This window comes from Halobacillus hunanensis, assembly GCF_900166655.1.
GTDB classification, from domain to species: domain Bacteria; phylum Bacillota; class Bacilli; order Bacillales; family Halobacillaceae; genus Halobacillus_A; species Halobacillus_A hunanensis.
The window spans coordinates 193865-214913 of sequence record NZ_FVZB01000005.1; the positions used below are offsets into that span (position 1 = coordinate 193865).

Genomic DNA, 21049 nt, shown 5'->3' on the forward strand with positions numbered 1-21049 from the left:
TTCTTGGAATGCCCTGTGATGATTCATTATTTCTTCTGATTTCAGCACCAATGCCTGAATAGTTACACGCGGTAGGCTAACAATAATAATGGTGCAAAGTCACCAAATAACTTTGACTGCGAGAGGACAATGACTACTATGCGCGAAGGTGTAATTCCAACTGCATTAGGTTCAGCTGTAACGACCACTGGTTATGTCTTGAAGCAGAAACACGGTTCAAATAAAATGGTTGCTAACACTATTTTTGGCTTCGGATTAGCTCATGTAGTATTAGGGACCATCGATCTTGTTCAGCATCGCCGATAGGAGAAGGGGAGCACAAATCAAGTGCTCCCTTTTTTATATTCTACAATCAGGTATAATAACGAGAAAAGTGATATACATAAGGGAGATCTATAATGGAGATTAAACAAGTGATGCCTGAAGATGCGGGGAAGTTAGTGGGATTAATTAAAGAAGTTGAAACAGAATCACGTTATATGCTGTATGAAGCAGGTGAAAGAAAGACTACGAAGGAACAAATGCATTCTCGAATAGTGGAGATGGAGAAGGCAGGAAATTCAATTATTTTTGCTGCCCATGAAAATGATCGGTTTATAGGGTATATCATGGCCATAAATAGCTCTGCCAGACGACAGCAGCATTCTGTTCACTTGGTCATTGGAATTTTGAGTACAAATAGAGGCAAAGGTGTAGGAAATGAACTTTTCAAAACAATGGAGCAATGGGCGCTTGGACAAAGGCTTCAACGGCTGGAATTGACAGTTGTGGTCAATAATGAGGCGGGGGTGGGCTTATATACAAAGAGGGGATTTGTAGTAGAAGGGAGGAAACGAAACTCTCTGTTCATTGACGGGAAATTTGTGGATGAGTATTACATGGCTAAACTTTTATAACTCCTCGTAGTAAGAACCTTTTGGAAAAGCATTACATAGTTAGAACTCACTGCTTGAAAGTCCAGTCATTTTTAAACTGTGACTTTCAAGCAAATGACCTAGGATTCAGCTAATAAATCAGCGAAAGCTTTTGCGTATGGCGGAAGATCCGGAGGACGGCGGGCAGAGATTATATGGCCATCTTTGACAACAGCCTCATCGTGCCATATTGCTCCGGCATTGACCATATCATCTTTAATTCCAGGCGTGCTGGTAACTTTGCGTCCTTCTAAAATACCAGCTGAAATCAGTACCCAGCCGGCATGGCATATTTCACCGATCGGTTTATGATGTTCATTCATATGACGTACCATGTTAAGCACACTGTCATAACGGCGCAGTTTATCAGGTGACCAACCGCCTGGAACAAGAATGCCATCGTAATTTGCCGGATCAATCTCGTCAAAAGCATAGTCAGAAGATGCGGGCACCCCATATTTTCCTGAGTACACTTCACCTGCTTTCTCGCCAACAAGATGTACCGTTGCTCCTTCTTCTTGCAAGCGCAGCAGTGGATACCATAGTTCTAAATCTTCGAAGTCTTTACTTACGAGTTGAATAACTTTTTTTCCTTGTAAGCGCATGTGGTGGCCTCCTTATCATGTCATACTATAAGTGTATCAAACAGAATAAGCGGTTTCGACTATTTTGATACAGCCAGCACCCACCAAATCAATAACGGCTGCAGAAATGGCCGAATCCAAAGAAGAACCAGACTTGTATCCTCGCTCCAGGGCGCGGGGATTCCATTTATGGCAGCATAAATATTAGCCGGAAGAACAGCGACGAGGAAAAGAGCTGTTGCGATTCCGGCTGCACGTCTGGATTGCGGAAAGATAAGCAGCAATGCAAGCAGCCATTCCGTATTACCTGTCATATAGACAATCTCAAGCTCGAGCGGTATAAAATCAGGAATCATTTGTGCATAGCCTTTATCATAAATAAAGTGAGTTACCCCTGCGATGAAAAGCCCTAAGGTAAAGAGGTATAAACCGAATTGCTTTAAAATCTTCATACCTTACCTTCCTTTCTAAAATAACCAGAAGTGAAACGTTTTCCCATTGAAGAACGTATAAATAAATGAAAAAAATATTAAAATAAGCAGAAGAGTTGATGTTATCTAATTAAAAATAGGTATAATAAAGTCTAAGTTTAGCATAATCTTATTTGAGTTGTGAATCTAGCAAAAAGGGAGTCGTGGTTATGAAGAAACAAAGTCTGTTGTTCTTAGCATTCATGATGATCGTTAGTTTTATCATCCCAAAAGGAGTGTTCGCTTCTACAGGGAGTGAAGGAATAAATGAAAAGCTGGGATTGCCGATCGTGGTTTATGGTGAAGCCCTGACGCAGTCGCAAAAGAGCAAAGTATCTGAGCTGCTTGAGGTAAATCAACATGAAAAAGTGGACGAGTTTACCGTTACAGGCCAGGATATTGCAAACTATATTGGGGGAAACCCTAATTCAAATATGTATTCCTCTGTTAAAATTATACACCAGGATAATGGCACAGGGCTAAATATTGAAATCGTAACACCAGATCATATCACGGAAGTAACGAAGGAAATGTACGCAAATGCTCTATTGACAGCAGGTGTGGAGAATGCAGATGTATTTGTTGCTTCTTCTGTTAAAGTTAGCGGACATTCTGCCTTAACGGGTATTTACAAAGCTTACGATGCTAAGGGAGTCCAACTTGATAAGGAACGCATGGAAGTGGCCAGCGAAGAACTGGATGTAGCAACTTCTATAAGCAAAGAATCAGGTATTGACCAGGCACAAGTCAGTAAATTATTGACGGAAATTAAAAAATCGATTGCCGAACAAAATCCTGCTACTAAAGAAGAGGTCGAGCAAATTGTGCAGGAACAGCTGCAGAATTTAAATATTGAACTAAGTCCTGAGGACCGCCAGCGACTTGTTGATCTCTTTGAACAAATGCGTAATTTGAATATTAACTTTGATCAAGTGAAGGACCAGCTTGATGAACTAGCAGGCGGCATTCAAGACTTAGTGAATGATGAGGGGTTCTGGAACAGCCTTACATCAGCTGTACGGAGTTTTTTCCAATCATTAGCTGATTTCATTCGCTCAGTTGTAAGTTAATTAGCATTTATTCCAGTTTGCACCACCTCAGGTCATCCAATATTTGGAATGTCCGAGGTGGCTTTTATGTGGGCGATGTAGCAGTCGGCGGCGCGCTTGTATTTTCCTAACTGATAGAAGTGATCGCCAAGCTTTTGATAGAGTGTTTCTAACGGTTCTTTATCTGTTCCTTGTTCAAAGTAAGCAATACAGCTTTCTAGTCCTTGCTCGTAGCGGATTTGATCTCCTGTTTGTCGATAGTAATCAAGAAAGGACTCGAGCAGATAGTAGTGGTCGATATCATTTCTAATCTCATCTTTAGCTGTATTAAAAACCCTTTGAGCTTGCGTCAAATCTCCTTCCTGTAAATAAGACTTACACAAGGAATGATAAGAAATTTGTTTATTTGCAGTCTCTCCTTCTAGTTCCTTCAGTTTAAGGGCGCGTTCTAAGAAGGAACAGGCTTTTTTGTTTTGCCCCAAATTCCTCATCACCACCCCCTTATTATGGAGAATCTGTGCGAGCAGATATCGGTTCTCGTCTTTCTCAGACTGCTCCTGGGCTTGTCCCAAAAAGTTCATAGCCTCTTCAAATTGTTTTTGATTAAGATAGATGATCCCGAGTAAGTTCAAGATCATGCTCACATCTTCTGTTTGATTTAGACTTTCATAGTATGTTTGTACCTCTTTACAATAATCTATCGCCATCTGGTAGTCCTCGAGCGCATTTGATAAAACGGCCCGATTATAAGTAAGAGCTGCCTTGATAGGAAGAGGACTTTTGGCAAGGGAAAAGTCCTGATAGTGACGCAAACTGGTTTGGAAATCAGCTTGTTGATAGGTTCTGATACCCTGACAGTAATGATAGGCATTTCTCACATAAGGAGGTAAATCTTTAAGAGCATATTTGTGAAGATAGGCTTGAATATACCGGTCGTACACCATTTTTGCTTTCTTAGCCATACGTGATTTGCAATAGTAGCTGCATTTTAACAAAAGAAAGTACATTTCCTGATAAACATGGGATAAATATTCATAATAATTCTCATCTATGGCTTCAATAAGGGGGCCAGCCCTATCTAAATCGGTAATAATAAACAGTTGTAACTGGTTGAGAACGTGACGTACTTCATGGTCTTCTGCTTCATATTTAGTGAAAAAGGATTCCGGCAGGCCTAATGCTTTAGAAATGACTTGCAAAGTGTTCACACCTGGCCTCCGATGTCCATTTTCTATTTTACTAAGATGGGCCGTAGATAGATATTCTCCGCCAAGCTGCTGTAAGGTCATATTATGTAACTTACGATAGATGGAAATTCTCCTGCCAATATCCATAGTCCTACACCTCCTTGAAAAAAATCCCTATCTCTATCATACAGGAATCGACAAGTTGAGAATAGGTCTAAAGTTACACAAAAATGGAACAGCTGTAAAATCATAAGTGTTTCTTAATTTTCAGCTGTATTTTTTAATATTCATTTGCTTTTTTGTCCTTTGATAATAGTTCAATAAAAAGATTTGAAAATATATGAAGTATAGTACGATTAGATTATATAAAAACAACGAATGAGTGCAGGGTACACAATGGAGTGGGGCAAAATGATAAATGATAAAGAGATAGTGCTGACAGAAGTCATGAACCATGAATATTCAACGTTACTGCGTACGGCGCAGTCCTATGTGAAAGATGTGATGATAGCTGAGGATATGGTTCAGGAGGCATTCTTGAAAGCATATGAAAAATTCGATTCTTTTCAGCAGGGAAATAGTCTTCGGGCCTGGGTATTTAGAATAATGATCAATCAATGCAAAGATTATCTTCGCAGCTACACCTATCGAAAAGTTTCCCCGTGGGAGGACCAATGGCTGCATGTTGTACAGGCAGACCAGCAGAATCCGCTGGCCATCATGGTTGAAAAGGAAGATAATGAGATGATTCATGAAGCAATCGGATTATTGCAGCCAAATTATCATGAAGCAGTACAACTTTACTATTTTAAAGAATTATCTGTTAAACAAATGTCCTCAGCCCTTCATATGAATGAGAACACGTTAAAGACACGGATGAAACGGGCTCGTGATCACCTAGGGCAGTGTCTGAGTACTCATAAAGAAAAAGTTTATTCTGCCTGAAGGGCTGTGTATAAGAAAAAAGCTGAGTACCTGTAGATTCAGGTACTCAGCTTTTTTATAGGCTGGAACAGAACAAACTTTTTAAGTGAAAAGACGAACGATTTGCTTTGGCAGCGGGTTATATGCACAAATTGTAGTTTCATTTGGTAAAGTCCCAGCCTCGTTCTATTGAACATCCTCTATCATCGGTTTTAACCGAACTTTTTCTGGCATGTCGTGCGCCGACGCTGCTGTTCTAATTAGCGACAATCTTGACGTCTTCAACAATTTGTTCAAAAGGAACTTCACTTGCACCTCGATAATACTTTACAACTTTCCCCTCTTGATTAACTAAGAAAAACTGAGATCCGTGGGCCACTTGATCAGCACCTTCCGGCTTATCAGCAATTGTATGGAAGCTTTCTTTAGCAAATGATTCAATTTTATCTTGCGTGTAACCCGTCACAAATGTCCAATTGTTAAAATCAGCTCCTTGAGCAGAAGCAAATTTTTTCAGCTTTTCCGGTGTGTCTACTTTAGGATCGACACTGAATGATACGATTTCGGCTTCGATCCCTTCTTCTTTAAGCATATCTTGAATTTTAGCCATATTTCGGGTCATAGGCGGACAAACCGTCGTACAGGAGGTGAAGATAAAATCAGCGAGCTACACTTTTCCTTCCATCTCATCAATCGAAAATTGCTCATTATTCTGGGTGGTGGCCTGGAGACTGCCAGTTTCCCAATTTAACGGCTCTTCTAGTTCTTTGGTACCGCAGCTGGCTAGTATAAGGGCAACAGTAACAAGTAATATAGGGATAATTAAACGTTTATGATTCATGAAGGCACCCTTTCTTCCTTGGTTTCTATACATCAGTTTACGACTCTGTAATAGTCAGGTCAATTTTATGAGAGATATATTTAGGCATGTCCTTATCAAACGTCAAAAAATATTCACAAAGTTGTGGATGGAACTCTACATAATTCAGAACGTTTCAGGGGAGAATAAAGATCTAAGAAATGTCAGTGAGGGATGCTTATGCCTTATTTTACAAACCAATTTGGGCAAAGATTGTTTTATGAAGATACAGGGGAGGGAGAAGTGCTTCTGTTCCTCCATCCACCGGGGATGGGAAGAAAAGTGTTCATACAGCAGCATGACCTCGCCAATCATTATCGGTTGATTCTGCCTGATTTGAGCGGCCATGGAGATTCAGATACGACTGATCTTTCCCCCAGCCTTGAAGATTTTGCGGAGGAAATTAAACAATTAATCGATGTTTTACAAATTAATCAGGTCATTCTTGTTGGTTATTCAGCTGGAGGAGCCGTAGCTCAATATTTTGCCCTTCAATATCCAACTAATGTTAAAGCGCTTATCTTGTCAGGTGCTTTTCCTTACGTCGATACGTTCTTTTTGCGCTTTGAATTCAGCATGGGGATGAGGTGGGTGAAAAGAAGTCCTCAGACCCTTGCCATGCTATTAGGAAAATCCCATTTTAGAAGACCAGAATACAAACAAGAACTTCGTGATCACATGAATAAATCAGATCCGAAGGTTTGGTATGAGTTTTATAAGCAGGCCTTTAATCATGACTGCCGCCATAATCTAGAGCAATTAAAGATGCCAATATTATTAATGTACGGGGAGAGGGCAGTCTGGATTAATCACCACGCAAAGTTTTACCGTGCGTGTCCGGATGCTACTTTAGTTGTTGTTGATCGTGCTTTGCACCAGCTTCCAGCCACTCACTGGCCAACCTTTAATCAGTCCATTATCGATTTCATCGAACGTAAAATAGAAAAAGGAACAGCCAAGTGATCTCTGTCACTTGGCTGTCTTCAGTTCAAAAGTGAACTCATGGTTGATGCTCTTACTGATGCCGGCATGTTCTACAGTAAAGGTTAATTCCTCGGCACCCATAATGGAGTAGGCAGAAACCCAGATATGCAGTGATTCCTGATCAGGAGAAAAAACATGGACCTCGTCTGTGCTGCCTTGATCGTTTTCTACTGTAACTGGTTTTTGGGTATGGTCGTTTCCCATAATGAGGCTGTTGTGTGGAGCAAGAGAAATGGCCTGGTCCTTTAGCTTCGGTTTAAATGTTAGAATGAATTTTGATTGGTCAGGAAGTTGATAAATTTTCTTTTTTAAATAGACATCCGTGTTATACAAGGCTGCTACTTTTTGATGAACATCGACTACTTTGCCTCTACTGTTTTTCCCTATGTTTTCTTTGAAATCAGTGACATCTACTTTGAACGAATAACCCTGGTCTGATTGTAGGCCAACTTGTTCAAGCTGGAAAGTTAAGGAGTCGGGGATTTTCTCAAATGGAGAGAATTCAGCCACGTACAGTTCCTGATTCTTCCCGTAAGGTGCTAGATACCTTACCTCTTTTTCTTCCCCGTAGTTTGACTTGATGGACGCTTGAAAATAGTTGGTAATCGGCAAGGACTGGTGGCTCATGTCTAAGATGATTCGACTATCCGTCAACCCCACTTTTGCTTTTTTTAGCTCGACAGTAAGCCCGTCCTTCTGATAGGTTTGATGCAACTTTGCTGTCTTTAAAATGCTATCTCCAGGTTCATAGGTGAAATGGATGGGCGCTGCCTCTGTCTTATAGCGGTCCCCGTTTACTTCTACATGGAGCGCGGTAAGCACTGTTTGATCAAAGGGTACCCCTCTCCTGTTTCGGAAAGAAGTGTTATTTTTCAGCCGAATGGTCGGGATCGTTGCAAAGGTGTACAGTTTTCCGTTATAGGCGATCGAGTCTCCAGGATCAGCGAAAGCTACTTGCAGAGATTGTGTAGGAATGTTCCCGTCTAAAGCCTCCAATTCAATATCGGAAATAGTCACTGGAGATTTTTCTTCGTCCTTTTTATGATCATAATCCTCAACTAAACTAAGGTCGTAACTGTAATAGATAAAAATACGATTTCTTGTGTACCATACATCATTTAAAAACAAACTTCCTTTATGTTCAGGGATTGAATATTCCTGATTCGGCGAGGAGACGATTTCAAGCGTTGCAGCTTTCGTTATCCCCGGTGTGAGTGTTTCATAAAATTGACTAACTTCAGCTTTGCTCTTGGCGGTCTTTATGTCATCGGGAAGATTCTTGTGGGTCATGGAAGATAACGTTTCCTGGGTAAGACTTGGTTTTGTCCCTTCATCCATAGATAACTGGACAGCAACAGCGAAGGTAATGAGGAGAATGGCAATTCCACCCCATTTTAATAGTTGTTTGTTTTTCATAAAAGCAGACCCTTTCTTTACCCCACACGAACTAAGTCAAATTTCTTTTGTCGTGTCTACCGGGGTCGCTTGCGCTATTGTTCTTATAAAATAGTTAGTGTCTATATAGTAACAAAATAGTTTGAAAATTGAATAGGTTGTCTGCCCATAAAAATAAGCTTTGTCTCAAGGTTGGAGACAAAGCTTACTTCGTATCATCATCTGAATAATGTTCAAACATGGCATCTGATTCTTGTTCGTTTTCAATATCCTTTTCTTCATGCTTATGGTCGAAGGCATCTTTAAGTTTTGACCGCTTTCTAAAAGAATTGGCTAGTTCATTTGTGACATGCTCTTTTTCTTCACGTTTTTTATCATCCATTGGTAAAATCTCCTTTCCTTATTCTTCTTATTCCCTTCATCCGGATTGCTGTAAACCTTTGCTTAACGTTTATGAAAAGATTCCGATAGTAAAAGTAGAGTGAGTGATGAAGTGATCCTAAGTAAAGTAGGTGTAGGAAAGTGACTCAGAAAATTGGACACCCATGGAACGTACTTAAACAGCTATCCATCCCGATATGGTTTTATTATAGAGAGGAAGATAGAATTCATCTCAACACCCCTTTAAAGCAAAAGGTTTCAGTACAACAGTCTTCTTTTAGTTTAGACGACTTTGCTTGGATCATACATCCAAATGATGTGGCACATGTAATGGAAGCTCTCCAAAGTCAACAGAGGGAGCCGTTTTATTTAAATTATCGGCTGAAGGTCGAAGGTCAGTACATATGGGTTGAGGACATGGTTGCCCCTTACCATGAATCAGGAGGTACATGTATAGGCTATACAGGTCAATCGTTATCTTTAACAAGTTATAAAGAGGAACTAGAAGGGCTGAAAAGATCGGTCATTGAAATAGGGCAGTCTTTCTCTGCTAACGTGGGACAACCTTTCTTTGATTATCTTGTCAAATATTTAGCAAAGATACTTCAAGTGGAGACTGTACTAATTGGTGAACTGATGAGTGGGAATGTTGAACAGATTACGGCTGTTTCCATGTTCCATAAAAGTACTGTTTCTAAAGGGTTCACTTACTTAGTAAAAAACACTCCGTGTGCAGAAGTGGTTCGAGGGCAGGAGTACTACATTCCTCAAAGAGCCTACGAATTGTATCCTGAGGATGAGCTGCTTGTGGAAAATAATTTTGAAAGCTACTTCGGGGCACCGTTGCTTAATTCTAAACGAGAGGTAATCGGAGTTCTTGCCATAATGGATACAAGCCTTAGGAAAAATGGCCCCATGAGCAAGGCACTCTTCCGGATTTTTGCAGATCGGATGGCAAATGAGTTGTCAAAGAGACGAACGGAACGAGAATTAAAGCACATATCCCAGTTTGATTCTTTAACAGGGTTGGTAAGCAGGAACTATTTCAAAGACTTACTCGCACAACAATTGGATGATTCAAGACAAAAGGATCAGCAGCTTGCTATGATCTTTATTGATTTGGATAATTTCAAAATGATCAATGATACGTGGGGTCATGAACGTGGGGATGAATTATTGAAGCAATTCGCGAGTCATTTGAACCGTATTTTTGCCAGGATGGACTGTATGATCTCAAGGATCAGCAGCGATGAATTTGCTGTCTTGCTGCGGGGAGAAAGTGATGTGGTTCGGGCTCGCGAAAAAGCCGAGGACATTATTCATTCAATGAGACGGCCATTTTTTATAAATAAAAAAGAGTACTATAGCACAGCGAGTGTTGGAGTGGCACTTTATCCTCAGGATGCCGAGGAAGAAGAGGCATTATTGAGGTATTCAGATGCCGCGATGCACAAGGCGAAAAGAAAAGGTAAAAACCGATACGAATTGTATAACCCATATATGAGCGAAGAAATGATCGATGAAATGCAGCGTAAACAAGCATTGCATCATGCTTTGGAACGGCGGGAATTCACTCTGCATTATCAGCCGCAAGTTTGTGGAATCACTTCCAAAATTAATGGATATGAGGCGCTTATTCGTTGGAATCAGCCATTGATGGGGCTGCTGACTCCTGACCATTTTATTAGTCTTGCAGAGGAAAGCGGGGCAATTATTCCGATTGGTGAATGGGTGCTGATAGAAGCTTGTCAGCAAGTGAAGCAGTGGCAGGAAAAGTTTAATCGGCCAGATTTACATGTCTCTGTTAATCTATCAGCCGAACAGTTTGCCGACCGTTATTTAAAGGATAAAATATTTAAGGCGTTAAGACTGGCAAAGCTTAACGCGAGCTGCCTCATTATCGAAATTACGGAGACCATGGTGCTTAGGGATTTTGATCATAGTTCTGTGATTTTAGGAGAATTACGTGATCACGGTATTCAAGTCCACTTAGATGATTTTGGTGTAGGCTTTTCATCACTGAATTACTTGAGCCGTCTTCCCGTTGATGCCATCAAAATTGATCGTTCTTTTGTTCGGCAAATCGGCTCTGATACAAGTGATGTTGCGATCGTTAGTGCCATTATCGCTATGGCTAAGAGTTTAAATTTGCAAATCATTGCTGAAGGTGTAGAAACAGAGGAACACATCGATTATTTAAGTGATAAAGGATGTCATGAATATCAAGGGTATTACTATAGTAAACCTCTCCCTGTAAAAAGCGTGCAGCCATGCTAATGGTTTCACGTTCTTTTTTTGAAATATGATACACTGATTGAAAGAATATATCGATGTTTTAATGGGTTAACACTTGTAGAGAAATGGGTGGGGCTATGAAAGAAAGGCTTAAAATATATAGTAAATGGTTAACTCCGATTGGGGAAAAGGATAGAGATGAAGTCCATCGTGATGGGGATTGGCATGAAAGTTTTCATTGCTGGTTTTACCAGCATGAAGAGAATCGAAGTTTGATGTACTTTCAGAAACGTTCTGATAGTAAGAAAGATTACCCATCTCTGTACGATATTACAGCTGCTGGTCACATCACAGCAGGGGAAAGCAGGATCGGTGGCGGATTACGTGAAATTGAAGAGGAGCTTGGTTTAAAAGTAACGCAGGACCAATTGAATTATACTGGATTTTATAAAGAAGAGCTGTTGTTTAAAGCGATTAAGGACCGGGAGATCTGCCATATCTATTTATGTCCCTACGAGGATCATATCAAACTGACAATCAATGAAGAGGTTACAGATGTCGTGCAGGTTGACCTTGAGGACTTTCTGAGCATGCTTTCTAAAAAACGTCCCGATCTCATAGCCAAATCCATGCTGACCGGGGAGTATCTTCCGCTATTTCGTTCAAACTTTTGTCCGCATCACTTTAATTATTATCAACATGTTGTGCAGGCCATATTGCATACTCGCTAACCCTTGATAATTGACAGAATATTATGTTCATCTTTATACTTTAATGCATTCATCGAAAAAAGGAGCGAGCTTATGAGTCATTCATCTTTTGAGACACGTGTGGTGCACAATAAAGTAGAGCAGGAAACAGCTGTACATAGCAAGTCAACACCGATCTATCAAACCTCTTCGTTTACTTTTAAAGACTTGGACCATTTAGAAAGTTACTATGAGGGAGAGACTGCTTTTTCCTATTCAAGAGAAAACAATCCGAATACAGAGGAGCTAGGACAGTCAATAGCTAACCTTGAAGAAGCGGAGGCAGGTGTTGCAGCATCCTCAGGTACATCCGCGATTTTGGCTGGAATTCTTGCTGTAGTCCAAGCGGGTGATCATATTGTGGCAGCTGAAGATCTTTATGGCGGGACATATAACCTGATTACGAAAGAACTGACTAACTTTGGTATTGAGGTTACAGTGGTATCTTTTGCTGATCAAGAGGAAGTGGAGCAAGCCATTCAGGAAAATACAAAATTGCTTTACACGGAATCAGTATCTAATCCGTTCTTAAGAGTGGAAAATTTAGAGAAATTAGTTGAGCTTGCTAGACAATACGGATTATTCACCATGGTTGATAACACATTTGCAACACCCTATTTACTGCAGCCTTGCAAGCAGGGCGTCGACATTGTCGTTCACAGTGCCACGAAGTATATTGGTGGTCATAGTGATGTCACATCAGGTGTTGTGGTTGGCAGCAGGGAAATTATGGCACAAGCTAAGCGGAAAGTGATCTCACTGGGGGCAAATTTAAGTCCTTATGAAGCCTGGTTAACCCAAAGAGGGGCAAAGACATTGGCCCTGAGAATGAAACAGCAGTCAGCCAATGCAAAGGAAGTAGCTGATTCGTTAAAGCAGGAGGAACTGGTGGAACGTGTCTATTATCCCGACCATGTTTCTGAAAATGGACATGGGGCGATTGTTACGATCGAACTGAGCAAAAAAACAGACATTGAAAGATTCTTTCGTTCTTTAAGTTGGATCAAATTAACCCCAACACTCGGCGGGATAGAAACAACGGTATCTTATCCAATTAAAACCTCGCATCGTTCCCTGACAGATGAGGAGAGGGACAAGATTGGTGTCAATGATTATGTAGTGAGGTTGTCGATCGGGATAGAGGAATCAGCCGATATGGTTTCTCAGTTTAAAGAAGCGATTACCCGTTCTGTAAAATAATATTCAAAAATGATTGACTTTTCTAATTGTTGTACTTTATAATTCATAACCATAGCCAAATTAAATAGTAAGTACTCTTATCAAGAGCGGCTGAGGGAATAGGCCCTGCGAAGCCCGGCAACCTTCAAACATCGGTTTGAAAAGGTGCCAAATCCTACAGATTTTCGAATCTGAGAGATAAGAGGAGGATCCGTTTATTCAAACCCCTCTTCTTATCGGAAGAGGGGTTTTTCGTGTTGAAGTCCCTTCTCCGAGCCACCCCGAAGCCCTCTTGCCAGTAAAAATTCAACCTATTTCCTAAGGAGGATGTAAACATGACAAACTCATTTGAAAGTTACGATTTAAGCACGATTTCACTGCACGGTGGTCAATCCCCGGATCCTACCACTGGATCAAGGGCAGTACCTATTTATCAAACAACGTCTTATGTATTCCATGATACCGATCATGCACAGAGCTTATTTGCTCTCGATGAACCAGGAAATATTTATTCTAGAATTGGAAATCCAACGGTCGATGTTTTTGAAAAACGGATGGCGCTTCTTGAAAATGGCGTAGCTTCTGTAGCCACAGCCTCAGGCATGTCAGCAATCTCCCTGTCTATTTTAAATTTAGCTGGTTCTGGAGATGAAATTGTAGCTGCATCCAATTTATATGGAGGCACCTATAATTTATTCGCCAATACTTTGCCGCGATATGGCATTAAAGTTATTTTTGTTGACCCGGAGGACCCAGAGAACTTTCGCAAGGCATTAACTGACAAGACGAAGGCTGTATTTGCCGAGACCATTGGGAATCCAAGTTTGCATGTGTTGGATTTCGAAAAAGTTTCTGAGATTGCCCATGACCATGGCGTGCCGCTTATCGTTGATAACACATTCGCTACACCTTATTCCTGTAAGCCAATTGAATTTGGAGCCGATATTGTTGTTCATTCAGCTACAAAATGGATTGGAGGGCATGGAACAGCCATAGGTGGAGTGGTAGTTGATGGGGGAAGATTTGATTGGACGAATGGCAAATTCCCTGTATTCACCGAGCCAGATGATAGTTATAACGGTATCCGTTATGCTTCGGATTTTGGCACATTAGCTTTTGTAACGAAGCTGCGCGTTCAGTTATTGAGAGATTTAGGTGCTTGCTTAAGTCCGCAAAATGCTTTCCTATTACTGCAAGGACTTGAAACATTGCCGCTACGTATTGAGCGTCACAACGATAACGCACTGGAGATTGCTGAATATCTAAAAGGTCACCCTGATGTAGAGTGGGTCTCCTATCCAGGGTTAAAAGAGCACCCTGCTCATTCATTAGCTGATGAATATTTGGAAGGCGGTTATGGATCGATTGTCAATTTTGGTATCAAAGGCGGCCGTGAAGCAGGTCGACAAGTCATTAACAATATTGCCTTATGGTCACACGTAGCCAATGTAGGGGATGCGAAGTCGTTGATCATTCACCCTGCCTCAACGACTCACCAGCAGCTATCTGTCGAAGATCTCGCTAAGAGCGGGGTTTCAGAAGAATTGATTCGTTTATCTGTCGGTTTAGAATCAGTGAAGGATCTTGTAAATGACCTGGATCGTGCCATTGCCTCAGCAACTGGTAAAGAAACTGATTCGGCAATTACTGAAAATGATGAAGGTGTAATCAAGTGGGCCCTACAGTCTGCCCAAGTCACCGAAGAACAGGACGGAGAACAAGTGACTCGTCCGAAGCGTCTGGCGGTTGTTGGCCTAAGCGGTAAACCTTCTCGTCCCAGCCATCGTTTAGCCCGCAAAATGCAGCGTCTTGGTTATCAAATTGTACCGGTTAATCCGAGAGAGGATGAGGTTTTGGGAGAGAAAGCATACCCTGACATTAGTTCCATTCCTTTCAAAATAGACGTGGTTCAAATCTTTCGCAGTCCGGAAGCGGCAATTGAAATTGCTAAGGAAGCCGCAACTGTTCAGCCTGGAGTGTTCTGGCTGCAAGAAGGCGTTATTTCACCGGAAGCAGCACGAATTGCTAGTGAAGCAGGATTGCAAGTGGTGCATAATCGTTGTACCTACAAAGAAGCACAGCGCCTGAGAGGGACCATTGATACGTACGCATGTGAAATTTAATGTAACGGGGGCAAACAGATGAAAACAAAATATTTACTCCTCACTCTCACAATTCTACTGACGGTTACCTTAATGGGCTGTTCCAATAATGCTGAAGGGGAGAGCGGCAAACCTGATAAAGTTACACTTGATTATGCTTACTATTCGCCGACCAGCCTTGTTTTAAAAGAGAAAGGCTGGGCCGAAGAGGCCTTTAAAGAACAAGGAATCAAAGTAGAATTCGTATTGAGTCAAGGCAGTAACAAAGCGCTTGAGTTCTTAAATTCAAGCAGTGTGGATTTCAGTTCTTCAGCAGGGGCGGCAGCGCTTATGGCAAAGGCGAATGGTTCACCGGTTGAGTCGGTGTACTTGTATTCCAAACCTGAGTGGACAGCACTTGTTACAAACGCAAACTCCGGTATTTCTTCCGTCAAGGATTTAAAAGGGAAAAAAGTTGCCGCTACATTAGGTACAGATCCTTATATTTTCTTAGTTCGAGCTTTAAAGGAGCATGGGATGTCGCCAGATGATATTGAACTGGTAAATTTACAGCATGCCGATGGGGCGGCGGCCTTAACTGCAGGCAATGTGGATGCATGGGCTGGTCTTGATCCTCACATGGCAAGACTTGAACTTGAATCTGATGCGAAACTGTTTTACCGTGAACCAACTTTTAATACGTATGGTTCATTAAATGTCCGATCTGAATACGCTGAAAAGCATCCTCAAATCGTAAAAACAGTGATTGAAGTATATGAACGAGCGCGGGAATGGACGATTGAGCATCCTGAAGAAGCAGCGCAAATAGTAGCTGAAGAAGCCAATATTGATTTAGCTGTAGCTAAAAAGGAAATGGAGCGGAACGACTTTTCCAACCCTATTCCAGGGAAAGCCTTAAAAGAAACGGTTAAGGGCGCTGGTGAAGTGTTAAAAGATGTAGAAATCATTGATCAAAGTGTAAATATAGAAGAACTGACAAATGAGCTTGTTAATCCGAGCTTTGCTAAGGAAGTTATCGAGTAATGGATAGTAGGGAGGAGTGAAAAGGTGTCAAGTCAATCTGAAACAGCCGTCAGACCTTCAGTGGAGAGACGCGGGAAACCAAATTTAAATCCGTTTACATCCAATTTGTTTATAGGAAGTCTCCTCCCTATTGTTCTTATTATCATTTGGGAAGTTGCTTCAAGAAATGGATGGGTAGCTCCTTACTTGCTTCCTGCCCCCTCAGTGGTTTTGGAGGAAATAGTAGGGATGGCGCAGGAAGGTGAACTATGGGGACACATTTCGATTACTTTATACCGTGTATTTGCAGGGTTTCTATTAGGGATGATAGCAGCTGCAATTTTAGGTGCTGCTACTGGTTATAGTAGGATTGTTGAAAAAATTCTTGATCCAATGCTGCAGGCGCTAAGGGCGATTCCGTCATTAGCATGGGTGCCGTTGTTTGTTTTATGGATCGGTATTGGGGAAGCTTCTAAGATTACGCTTGTAGCTGTGGGAGTATTCTTTCCAATTTACCTAAATTTGACCTCTGGTATTCAAGGAGTCGACCGAAAGCTGATTGAAGTGGGGCGTATGTATCATTTCACAAGCCTGCAGCAAATCCGAAAAATCATTTTTCCTGCCGCGCTGCCTTCTTTCTTAGTAGGGGTGCGAAGCGGGCTCAGTCTTGGGTGGATGTTTGTAGTTGCGGCTGAACTCCTGGGTGCAAGTCAAGGACTGGGGTACTTGATGGTATTTGGGCAAAATACTTCTTCCCCCGAGCTGGTAATCGGAAGTATCGTGCTGTTTGCGATCTTTGGGAAAATAACCGACGAGATCTTGAAGCGGATTCAGACGCGGACTCTGCGCTGGCAAGATAGTATAGAAAATTCGGTTTAGAGGGGAGGAGAAATTATGCTGGCAGTAAATCAGGTTACACGTGTTTTTCAAAATGGTAAGGCAGGCTTCAAGAATGTTTCGATTCGATTAACTAAAGGAGAGGTTGTCGGTGTTCTTGGCACAAGCGGGTGTGGGAAAAGTACCTTGCTAAGAGTGCTTTCTGGGTTAGATGCTCATTATCAAGGGCAGATCGATACTACCGTTAGTGACTCCGAACATGACTTTGGAATGATGTTTCAAGAGCCAAGGCTGATGCCATGGCTCTCGGTTTGGGAAAACATCACCTTTGGGGTAGCCAAAAAACAAAATAGAGACCTGGCTATCGATTTACTCCAAACCGTTGGGCTTGAAGGATTTGAAAACCACTATCCTAAAGACCTGTCTGGCGGAATGGCTCAGCGTGTCGCAATTGCCCGCTCTTTACTCAATCGCCCTGAAATTCTATTACTTGATGAACCATTAAGTGCACTAGATGCATTTACGAAGATGCAACTGCAGGATTTACTGCTCTCCATCTTTGAAAAACATCAAACGACGACCCTGCTTGTTACCCACGACATTGATGAGGCTCTTTATCTATGCGATCGTGTGGTCATTATGAGAGGACAACCGGGCAGAATTCAAACTGAAATAGCGATAGATAAACCGAAGCCACGCAGCCGGGGAGATGCCTATTTAGCACATCTAAAAGAAGAAATTTTGCGAGAATTAGATTTTACTAGAGTATAAAGGAGGATTTGAGACATGTCTGATACAATTCTACCTCCAAGGCGCGGGAGTTATAATATACAAGAAGAATGGATGGAAGGAGAGCCTTTCTCCTGGGAGCGAGTTCATCCAACCTTTACCTGGTATCGTACAGGACACGTGAACATGGCTTATGAATGTGTAGATCGTCATGTTCTTAATGGAAAGGGGGAGAAGACAGCTCTGCGGTACTTTTCAGATACCGAGAATTGCACATGGACTTACAGAGAATTACAGCAAGAAGTGAATCGCTGGAGCCATGTACTTACGGCATATGGTGTGAAGAAAGGCGATTTTGTATTTGTTTTCTTACCGAAGCACCCCAATTGTTATATTGCCATGCTGGCAGCAATAAAGGTCGGAGCTGTTGTAGGGCCGTTATTTGAAGCCTTTATGGAAGAGGCAGTTCGTGATCGGATCAATGATTGTGAAGGTGAATTTCTGATTACCGATTCTAGCTTTCTATCTCGTGTTCATCGTGAGGAAATCCCGAGTTTAAAGAAAATCTTTACAACAGACAAGGAAGCAGGAGAGGCAGATTTATCGATTACAGCTGAGGCTGAAAAAGCTGATGACGTGTTTAATACCGTCTGGGTGGACCTTGATGATGGTTTAAATATTCATTATACATCAGGTTCCACAGGGAAGCCGAAAGGGATTATACATGCTCACCGAAACATGATTCAGCAATACCAGACAGGTCGCTGGGTGCTCGATCTAAAGGACGATGATATTTATTGGTGTACGGCTCATCCAGGCTGGGTCACAGGAACGGTGTACGGTGTGTTTGCTCCTCTGCTAAGCGGGGTAACGACAGTGATTCATGGCGGCCGCTTTTCAGCAGAAGCCTGGTATCAAGTACTCGAGCAAGCTGGAGTGACGGTATGGTATAGCGCACCGACTGCTTTCCGCATGTTGAAGGCAGCTGGTGATAAAACGCTAAGGAAATATGATCTTTCCTCATTAAGACATATTCTGAGTGTGGGGGAACCACTCAACCCGGAAGTCATCCATTGGGGTGTAGAAGCTTTAAACTTAAGAATTCATGACACATGGTGGATGACAGAAACGGGTGCACAGTTAGTGGCTAACCTGCCTACACGTCCCATTAAACCGGGGTCGATGGGCCGTCCGATTCCAGGCATAGAAGTTGCCGTGTTAAATGATGAAGGAGATGAGCTGCCTCCTGGCGAAACCGGGCACTTAGCCATCCGAGCTTCCTGGCCGGCTATTATGAAAGAAGTTTGGAAAAATGAACAAAAATATCAATCTTACTTTCCTTATGGAAAAGAGTGGTACATTGCAGGAGACCTTGCCTATTTAGATGAAGATGGCTATGTGTTTTTCCAGGGTAGAAGCGATGACATGATCAATTCAGCTGGAGAACAGATTGGTCCTTTTGAAGTCGAAAGCAAGCTGCTTGAGCACCCGGCTGTGAGAGAGGCAGGAGTCATTGGCAAGCCTGATCCAGTCCGGGGCGAGATTGTTAAAGCCTTTATTGCTTTGAATGATAGTTATCAGGAAAGTAAAGAGTTGATTGAGGAAGTTCGCTTATTTGTCAGAGGGCGGCTGGCTGCTCACTCTGCTCCCCGTGAAATAGAGGTGATTCAGGAGTTGCCGAAAACACAGATAAGCGGAAAGGTGTTAAGGAGAGAATTGAAAAAAGGAGAGATTAACCAGGCAGGGTAGTTCGCTACCTTGCCTTTTATTTATGTAGAATTCATTTAAATAACACCTATTCCCTTCTGATATGTTATGAAACCTTTATTTACAGGGGTGAACCTTTGGGAAATGGGCTTACCCCCTGCATGATAGGGCTTTCATGAAAATGATTTTAGGTAAAAGTGATCCATTGTACGTTATTTTTCGATAGCTATGTAAGCATACTTCCAATAGAAGAAATATGCCTTGATAATATGCTATGATAGCTTTATCCACCACAAAGGAGTGTGCTATGAGCAATCAAGATTTAGAGCTCTATCACCAGATGACAGGTGGCAATAAGCAAGCACTCGAAGCTATTTACGATAAATACGAACGGCTGCTTTATTCATTTGTCATAAAGTTATCTGGAGATCAGACATTAGCCGAGGAAGTTATGCAAGAGGTTTTTATAAAGCTATGGACGAACAAAGCAACATATGATGAGACCAAGGGGAAATTCTCATCATGGATCGTCACGATCACAAGATACACAGCAATTGATATCATTCGTAAAAATAAAAATCAAGCTATTGCCTTAGAAGAAGAGACAGATCTTCCTGAGCAAGTCGGGGACTCCACAGAAGATTTAGTGGAGTGGAAAGAACAGGGAGAGAAGGTTAGGCGAGCAGTAAAGGAATTATCGGAAGAACAAAAACAAATGGTGGATCTATTTTATTTCAAGGGATTAAGTCAACGGGAAATTTCTGAAACTTGTAACCTCCCGCTAGGTACAATTAAAGGCAGGCTGCGACTGGCATTAAAGCATCTAAAATCACACTTATCAAAAGGGAAAGGGGGCGTTCATGATGCGTAACGAATGCGAGAAAGTGATTGATTATTATAATAATCAGTTGACCGAAAGTGAACAGAATGAATTCGAAAATCATCTGGAATCGTGTGACGAGTGCCGAGAAGAGTTGGCAGAGCTTCGTGCACTTACAGAAGATTTAGCGTTCGCTTCAGAGCCCGTCAACCCTCCAGAAGGTATGAAAGATCGTGTGTTAGGTGCTGTTTTCGCAGAAGAATCTAATGATACGAGCGAGGAAGAATCTGACCACTCAGATGATCATCACGATTCGTCAGTTGTAGCATTTGAGCCGAAGAAAGATAAAGATGTTTCAGAACCTGAACAGTCGTCTCAAAAAAATAAAAAGCCGTGGCTCTTGCGCGGGTTAGCCGCTGCATTGATTTTATCTATAGCAGGTAATTTATATGCAGTGATGAACGAACAAGAGTCAGCAACACAAGAGCCGGTTGAACAGCCAGAACCTGATAAAGAGCCGACCATAAGTACAGACGAAATTACAACGAAGGTTCAGCTGCAAGGTGAGACAGACGCGCAGGCGACAGCCTCACTCATTCAACAGGAAGACGGAAATCTCCTCACATTACAGGCTGAAGCCCTGGAGCAATTAGAAGGAGAAGAAGTGTATCAAGTCTGGTTAATGGAAGGTAAAAAACCGTATCGAGCTGGAACATTTGTGGCCAATGAAGACGGGGAAGGTGCAGTCGCCTATGCGATGGAACAACTTCCTGAAGGTACCAATTGGGATGCGGTAGCGATTTCGAGAGAACCTGATGCTACCAGTCAGACACCACAAGGTAAAGTGATCTTACAAGCAGAATTATAAAAAGAAGAATGACACGTGCAGACAGGTTTTCACAACTGTCTGCAATTTTTTTGAAATTTTTCAGGGAAATAGTG

At 41.9% G+C, this 21049-nt stretch carries 22 protein-coding genes and 1 riboswitch; of the genes, 15 read left to right on the forward strand and 7 right to left on the reverse strand.

Annotated features, from left to right (window positions below; translation table 11 throughout):
• Nucleotides 1–129 precede the first annotated feature (129 nt).
• Nucleotides 130–306, forward strand: coding sequence for an asparagine synthase (locus tag B5354_RS01945; protein ID WP_079525433.1), 177 nt, complete (start codon nt 130–132; stop codon nt 304–306).
• A gap of 92 nt (nt 307–398) precedes the next feature.
• Nucleotides 399–896 carry a GNAT family N-acetyltransferase gene (locus tag B5354_RS01950; protein WP_079525434.1) on the forward strand — a complete coding sequence of 166 codons (498 nt, stop codon included), beginning with the start codon at nt 399–401 and terminating at the stop codon, nt 894–896.
• 98 nt (nt 897–994) lie between these two features.
• Here B5354_RS01950 and B5354_RS01955 read toward each other — a convergent pair whose 3' ends face one another.
• Nucleotides 995–1519 (reverse strand): type 1 glutamine amidotransferase domain-containing protein, encoded by a 525-nt coding sequence (locus B5354_RS01955; RefSeq protein ID WP_079525436.1) that lies wholly within the window; start codon nt 1517–1519, stop codon nt 995–997.
• Nucleotides 1520–1578: 59 nt separating this feature from the next.
• A complete protein-coding gene (locus tag B5354_RS01960) occupies nt 1579–1950 on the reverse strand; it encodes a DoxX family protein (RefSeq protein WP_079525438.1) in 372 nt (123 codons plus the stop codon).
• A 188-nt stretch (nt 1951–2138) separates the two neighbouring features.
• On the opposite strand from B5354_RS01960, the gene B5354_RS01965 reads away from it, so the two are divergent.
• Nucleotides 2139–3038, forward strand: a complete 900-nt coding sequence (locus B5354_RS01965) for a DUF1002 domain-containing protein (protein WP_079525440.1) — start codon at nt 2139–2141, stop codon at nt 3036–3038.
• Nucleotides 3039–3070: 32 nt separating this feature from the next.
• Here B5354_RS01965 and B5354_RS01970 read toward each other — a convergent pair whose 3' ends face one another.
• On the reverse strand, nt 3071–4351 hold the full coding sequence (locus B5354_RS01970; protein WP_079525442.1) for a helix-turn-helix transcriptional regulator: 1281 nt from the start codon (nt 4349–4351) through the stop codon (nt 3071–3073).
• Nucleotides 4352–4615: 264 nt separating this feature from the next.
• Between B5354_RS01970 and B5354_RS01975 the strand changes: the two genes are divergently transcribed.
• A complete protein-coding gene (locus tag B5354_RS01975; protein ID WP_176142383.1) occupies nt 4616–5149 on the forward strand; it encodes a sigma-70 family RNA polymerase sigma factor in 534 nt (177 codons plus the stop codon).
• A 235-nt stretch (nt 5150–5384) separates the two neighbouring features.
• On the opposite strand, the gene B5354_RS01980 is transcribed toward B5354_RS01975, so the two are convergent.
• Nucleotides 5385–5783: an SCO family protein gene (locus B5354_RS01980; RefSeq protein WP_342742970.1), complete on the reverse strand. Its 399-nt coding sequence runs from the start codon at nt 5781–5783 to the stop codon at nt 5385–5387.
• Between the two features lie 12 nt (nt 5784–5795).
• Nucleotides 5796–5969, reverse strand: coding sequence for a hypothetical protein (locus tag B5354_RS20960; protein ID WP_342742955.1), 174 nt, complete (start codon nt 5967–5969; stop codon nt 5796–5798).
• A 198-nt stretch (nt 5970–6167) separates the two neighbouring features.
• On the opposite strand from B5354_RS20960, the gene B5354_RS01985 reads away from it, so the two are divergent.
• On the forward strand, nt 6168–6950 hold the full coding sequence (locus B5354_RS01985; protein ID WP_079525446.1) for an alpha/beta fold hydrolase: 783 nt from the start codon (nt 6168–6170) through the stop codon (nt 6948–6950).
• A gap of 6 nt (nt 6951–6956) precedes the next feature.
• Here the strand turns inward: B5354_RS01985 and B5354_RS01990 are convergent, their stop codons facing one another.
• Nucleotides 6957–8387, reverse strand: coding sequence for a hypothetical protein (locus tag B5354_RS01990; protein WP_079525448.1), 1431 nt, complete (start codon nt 8385–8387; stop codon nt 6957–6959).
• A gap of 184 nt (nt 8388–8571) precedes the next feature.
• On the reverse strand, nt 8572–8748 hold the full coding sequence (locus B5354_RS20385) for a hypothetical protein (protein ID WP_176142384.1): 177 nt from the start codon (nt 8746–8748) through the stop codon (nt 8572–8574).
• A gap of 140 nt (nt 8749–8888) precedes the next feature.
• Here B5354_RS20385 and B5354_RS01995 point away from each other — a divergent pair, with 140 nt between their 5' ends.
• From B5354_RS01995 to B5354_RS02040, 10 genes are all read left to right on the forward strand, one after another.
• On the forward strand, nt 8889–11024 hold the full coding sequence (locus B5354_RS01995) for an EAL domain-containing protein (RefSeq protein WP_079525450.1): 2136 nt from the start codon (nt 8889–8891) through the stop codon (nt 11022–11024).
• 95 nt (nt 11025–11119) lie between these two features.
• On the forward strand, nt 11120–11713 hold the full coding sequence (locus tag B5354_RS02000; RefSeq protein ID WP_176142385.1) for an NUDIX hydrolase: 594 nt from the start codon (nt 11120–11122) through the stop codon (nt 11711–11713).
• A gap of 72 nt (nt 11714–11785) precedes the next feature.
• Nucleotides 11786–12931, forward strand: coding sequence for a trans-sulfuration enzyme family protein (locus B5354_RS02005; RefSeq protein WP_079525453.1), 1146 nt, complete (start codon nt 11786–11788; stop codon nt 12929–12931).
• A gap of 74 nt (nt 12932–13005) precedes the next feature.
• A riboswitch (SAM riboswitch) is annotated at nt 13006–13115 on the forward strand.
• Between the two features lie 130 nt (nt 13116–13245).
• A complete protein-coding gene (locus tag B5354_RS02010; RefSeq protein WP_079525455.1) occupies nt 13246–15033 on the forward strand; it encodes a PLP-dependent aspartate aminotransferase family protein in 1788 nt (595 codons plus the stop codon).
• Nucleotides 15034–15051: 18 nt separating this feature from the next.
• Nucleotides 15052–16035, forward strand: coding sequence for an aliphatic sulfonate ABC transporter substrate-binding protein (locus B5354_RS02015; RefSeq protein ID WP_079525457.1), 984 nt, complete (start codon nt 15052–15054; stop codon nt 16033–16035).
• Nucleotides 16036–16059: 24 nt separating this feature from the next.
• On the forward strand, nt 16060–16893 hold the full coding sequence (locus tag B5354_RS02020) for an ABC transporter permease (protein WP_079525459.1): 834 nt from the start codon (nt 16060–16062) through the stop codon (nt 16891–16893).
• Between the two features lie 15 nt (nt 16894–16908).
• The gene (locus tag B5354_RS02025) at nt 16909–17622 is read left to right on the forward strand and encodes an ABC transporter ATP-binding protein (protein WP_079525461.1); all 714 of its coding nucleotides are present in this window, start codon (nt 16909–16911) and stop codon (nt 17620–17622) included.
• Between the two features lie 15 nt (nt 17623–17637).
• The gene (gene acsA / locus B5354_RS02030; protein WP_079525463.1) at nt 17638–19329 is read left to right on the forward strand and encodes an acetate--CoA ligase; all 1692 of its coding nucleotides are present in this window, start codon (nt 17638–17640) and stop codon (nt 19327–19329) included.
• Between the two features lie 265 nt (nt 19330–19594).
• On the forward strand, nt 19595–20158 hold the full coding sequence (locus B5354_RS02035; protein WP_079525465.1) for an RNA polymerase sigma factor: 564 nt from the start codon (nt 19595–19597) through the stop codon (nt 20156–20158).
• Nucleotides 20148–20975: an anti-sigma factor gene (locus B5354_RS02040; protein WP_079525467.1), complete on the forward strand. Its 828-nt coding sequence runs from the start codon at nt 20148–20150 to the stop codon at nt 20973–20975. The genes B5354_RS02035 and B5354_RS02040 overlap by 11 nt, the downstream gene beginning before the upstream one ends.
• Nucleotides 20976–21049: the final 74 nt, after the last annotated feature.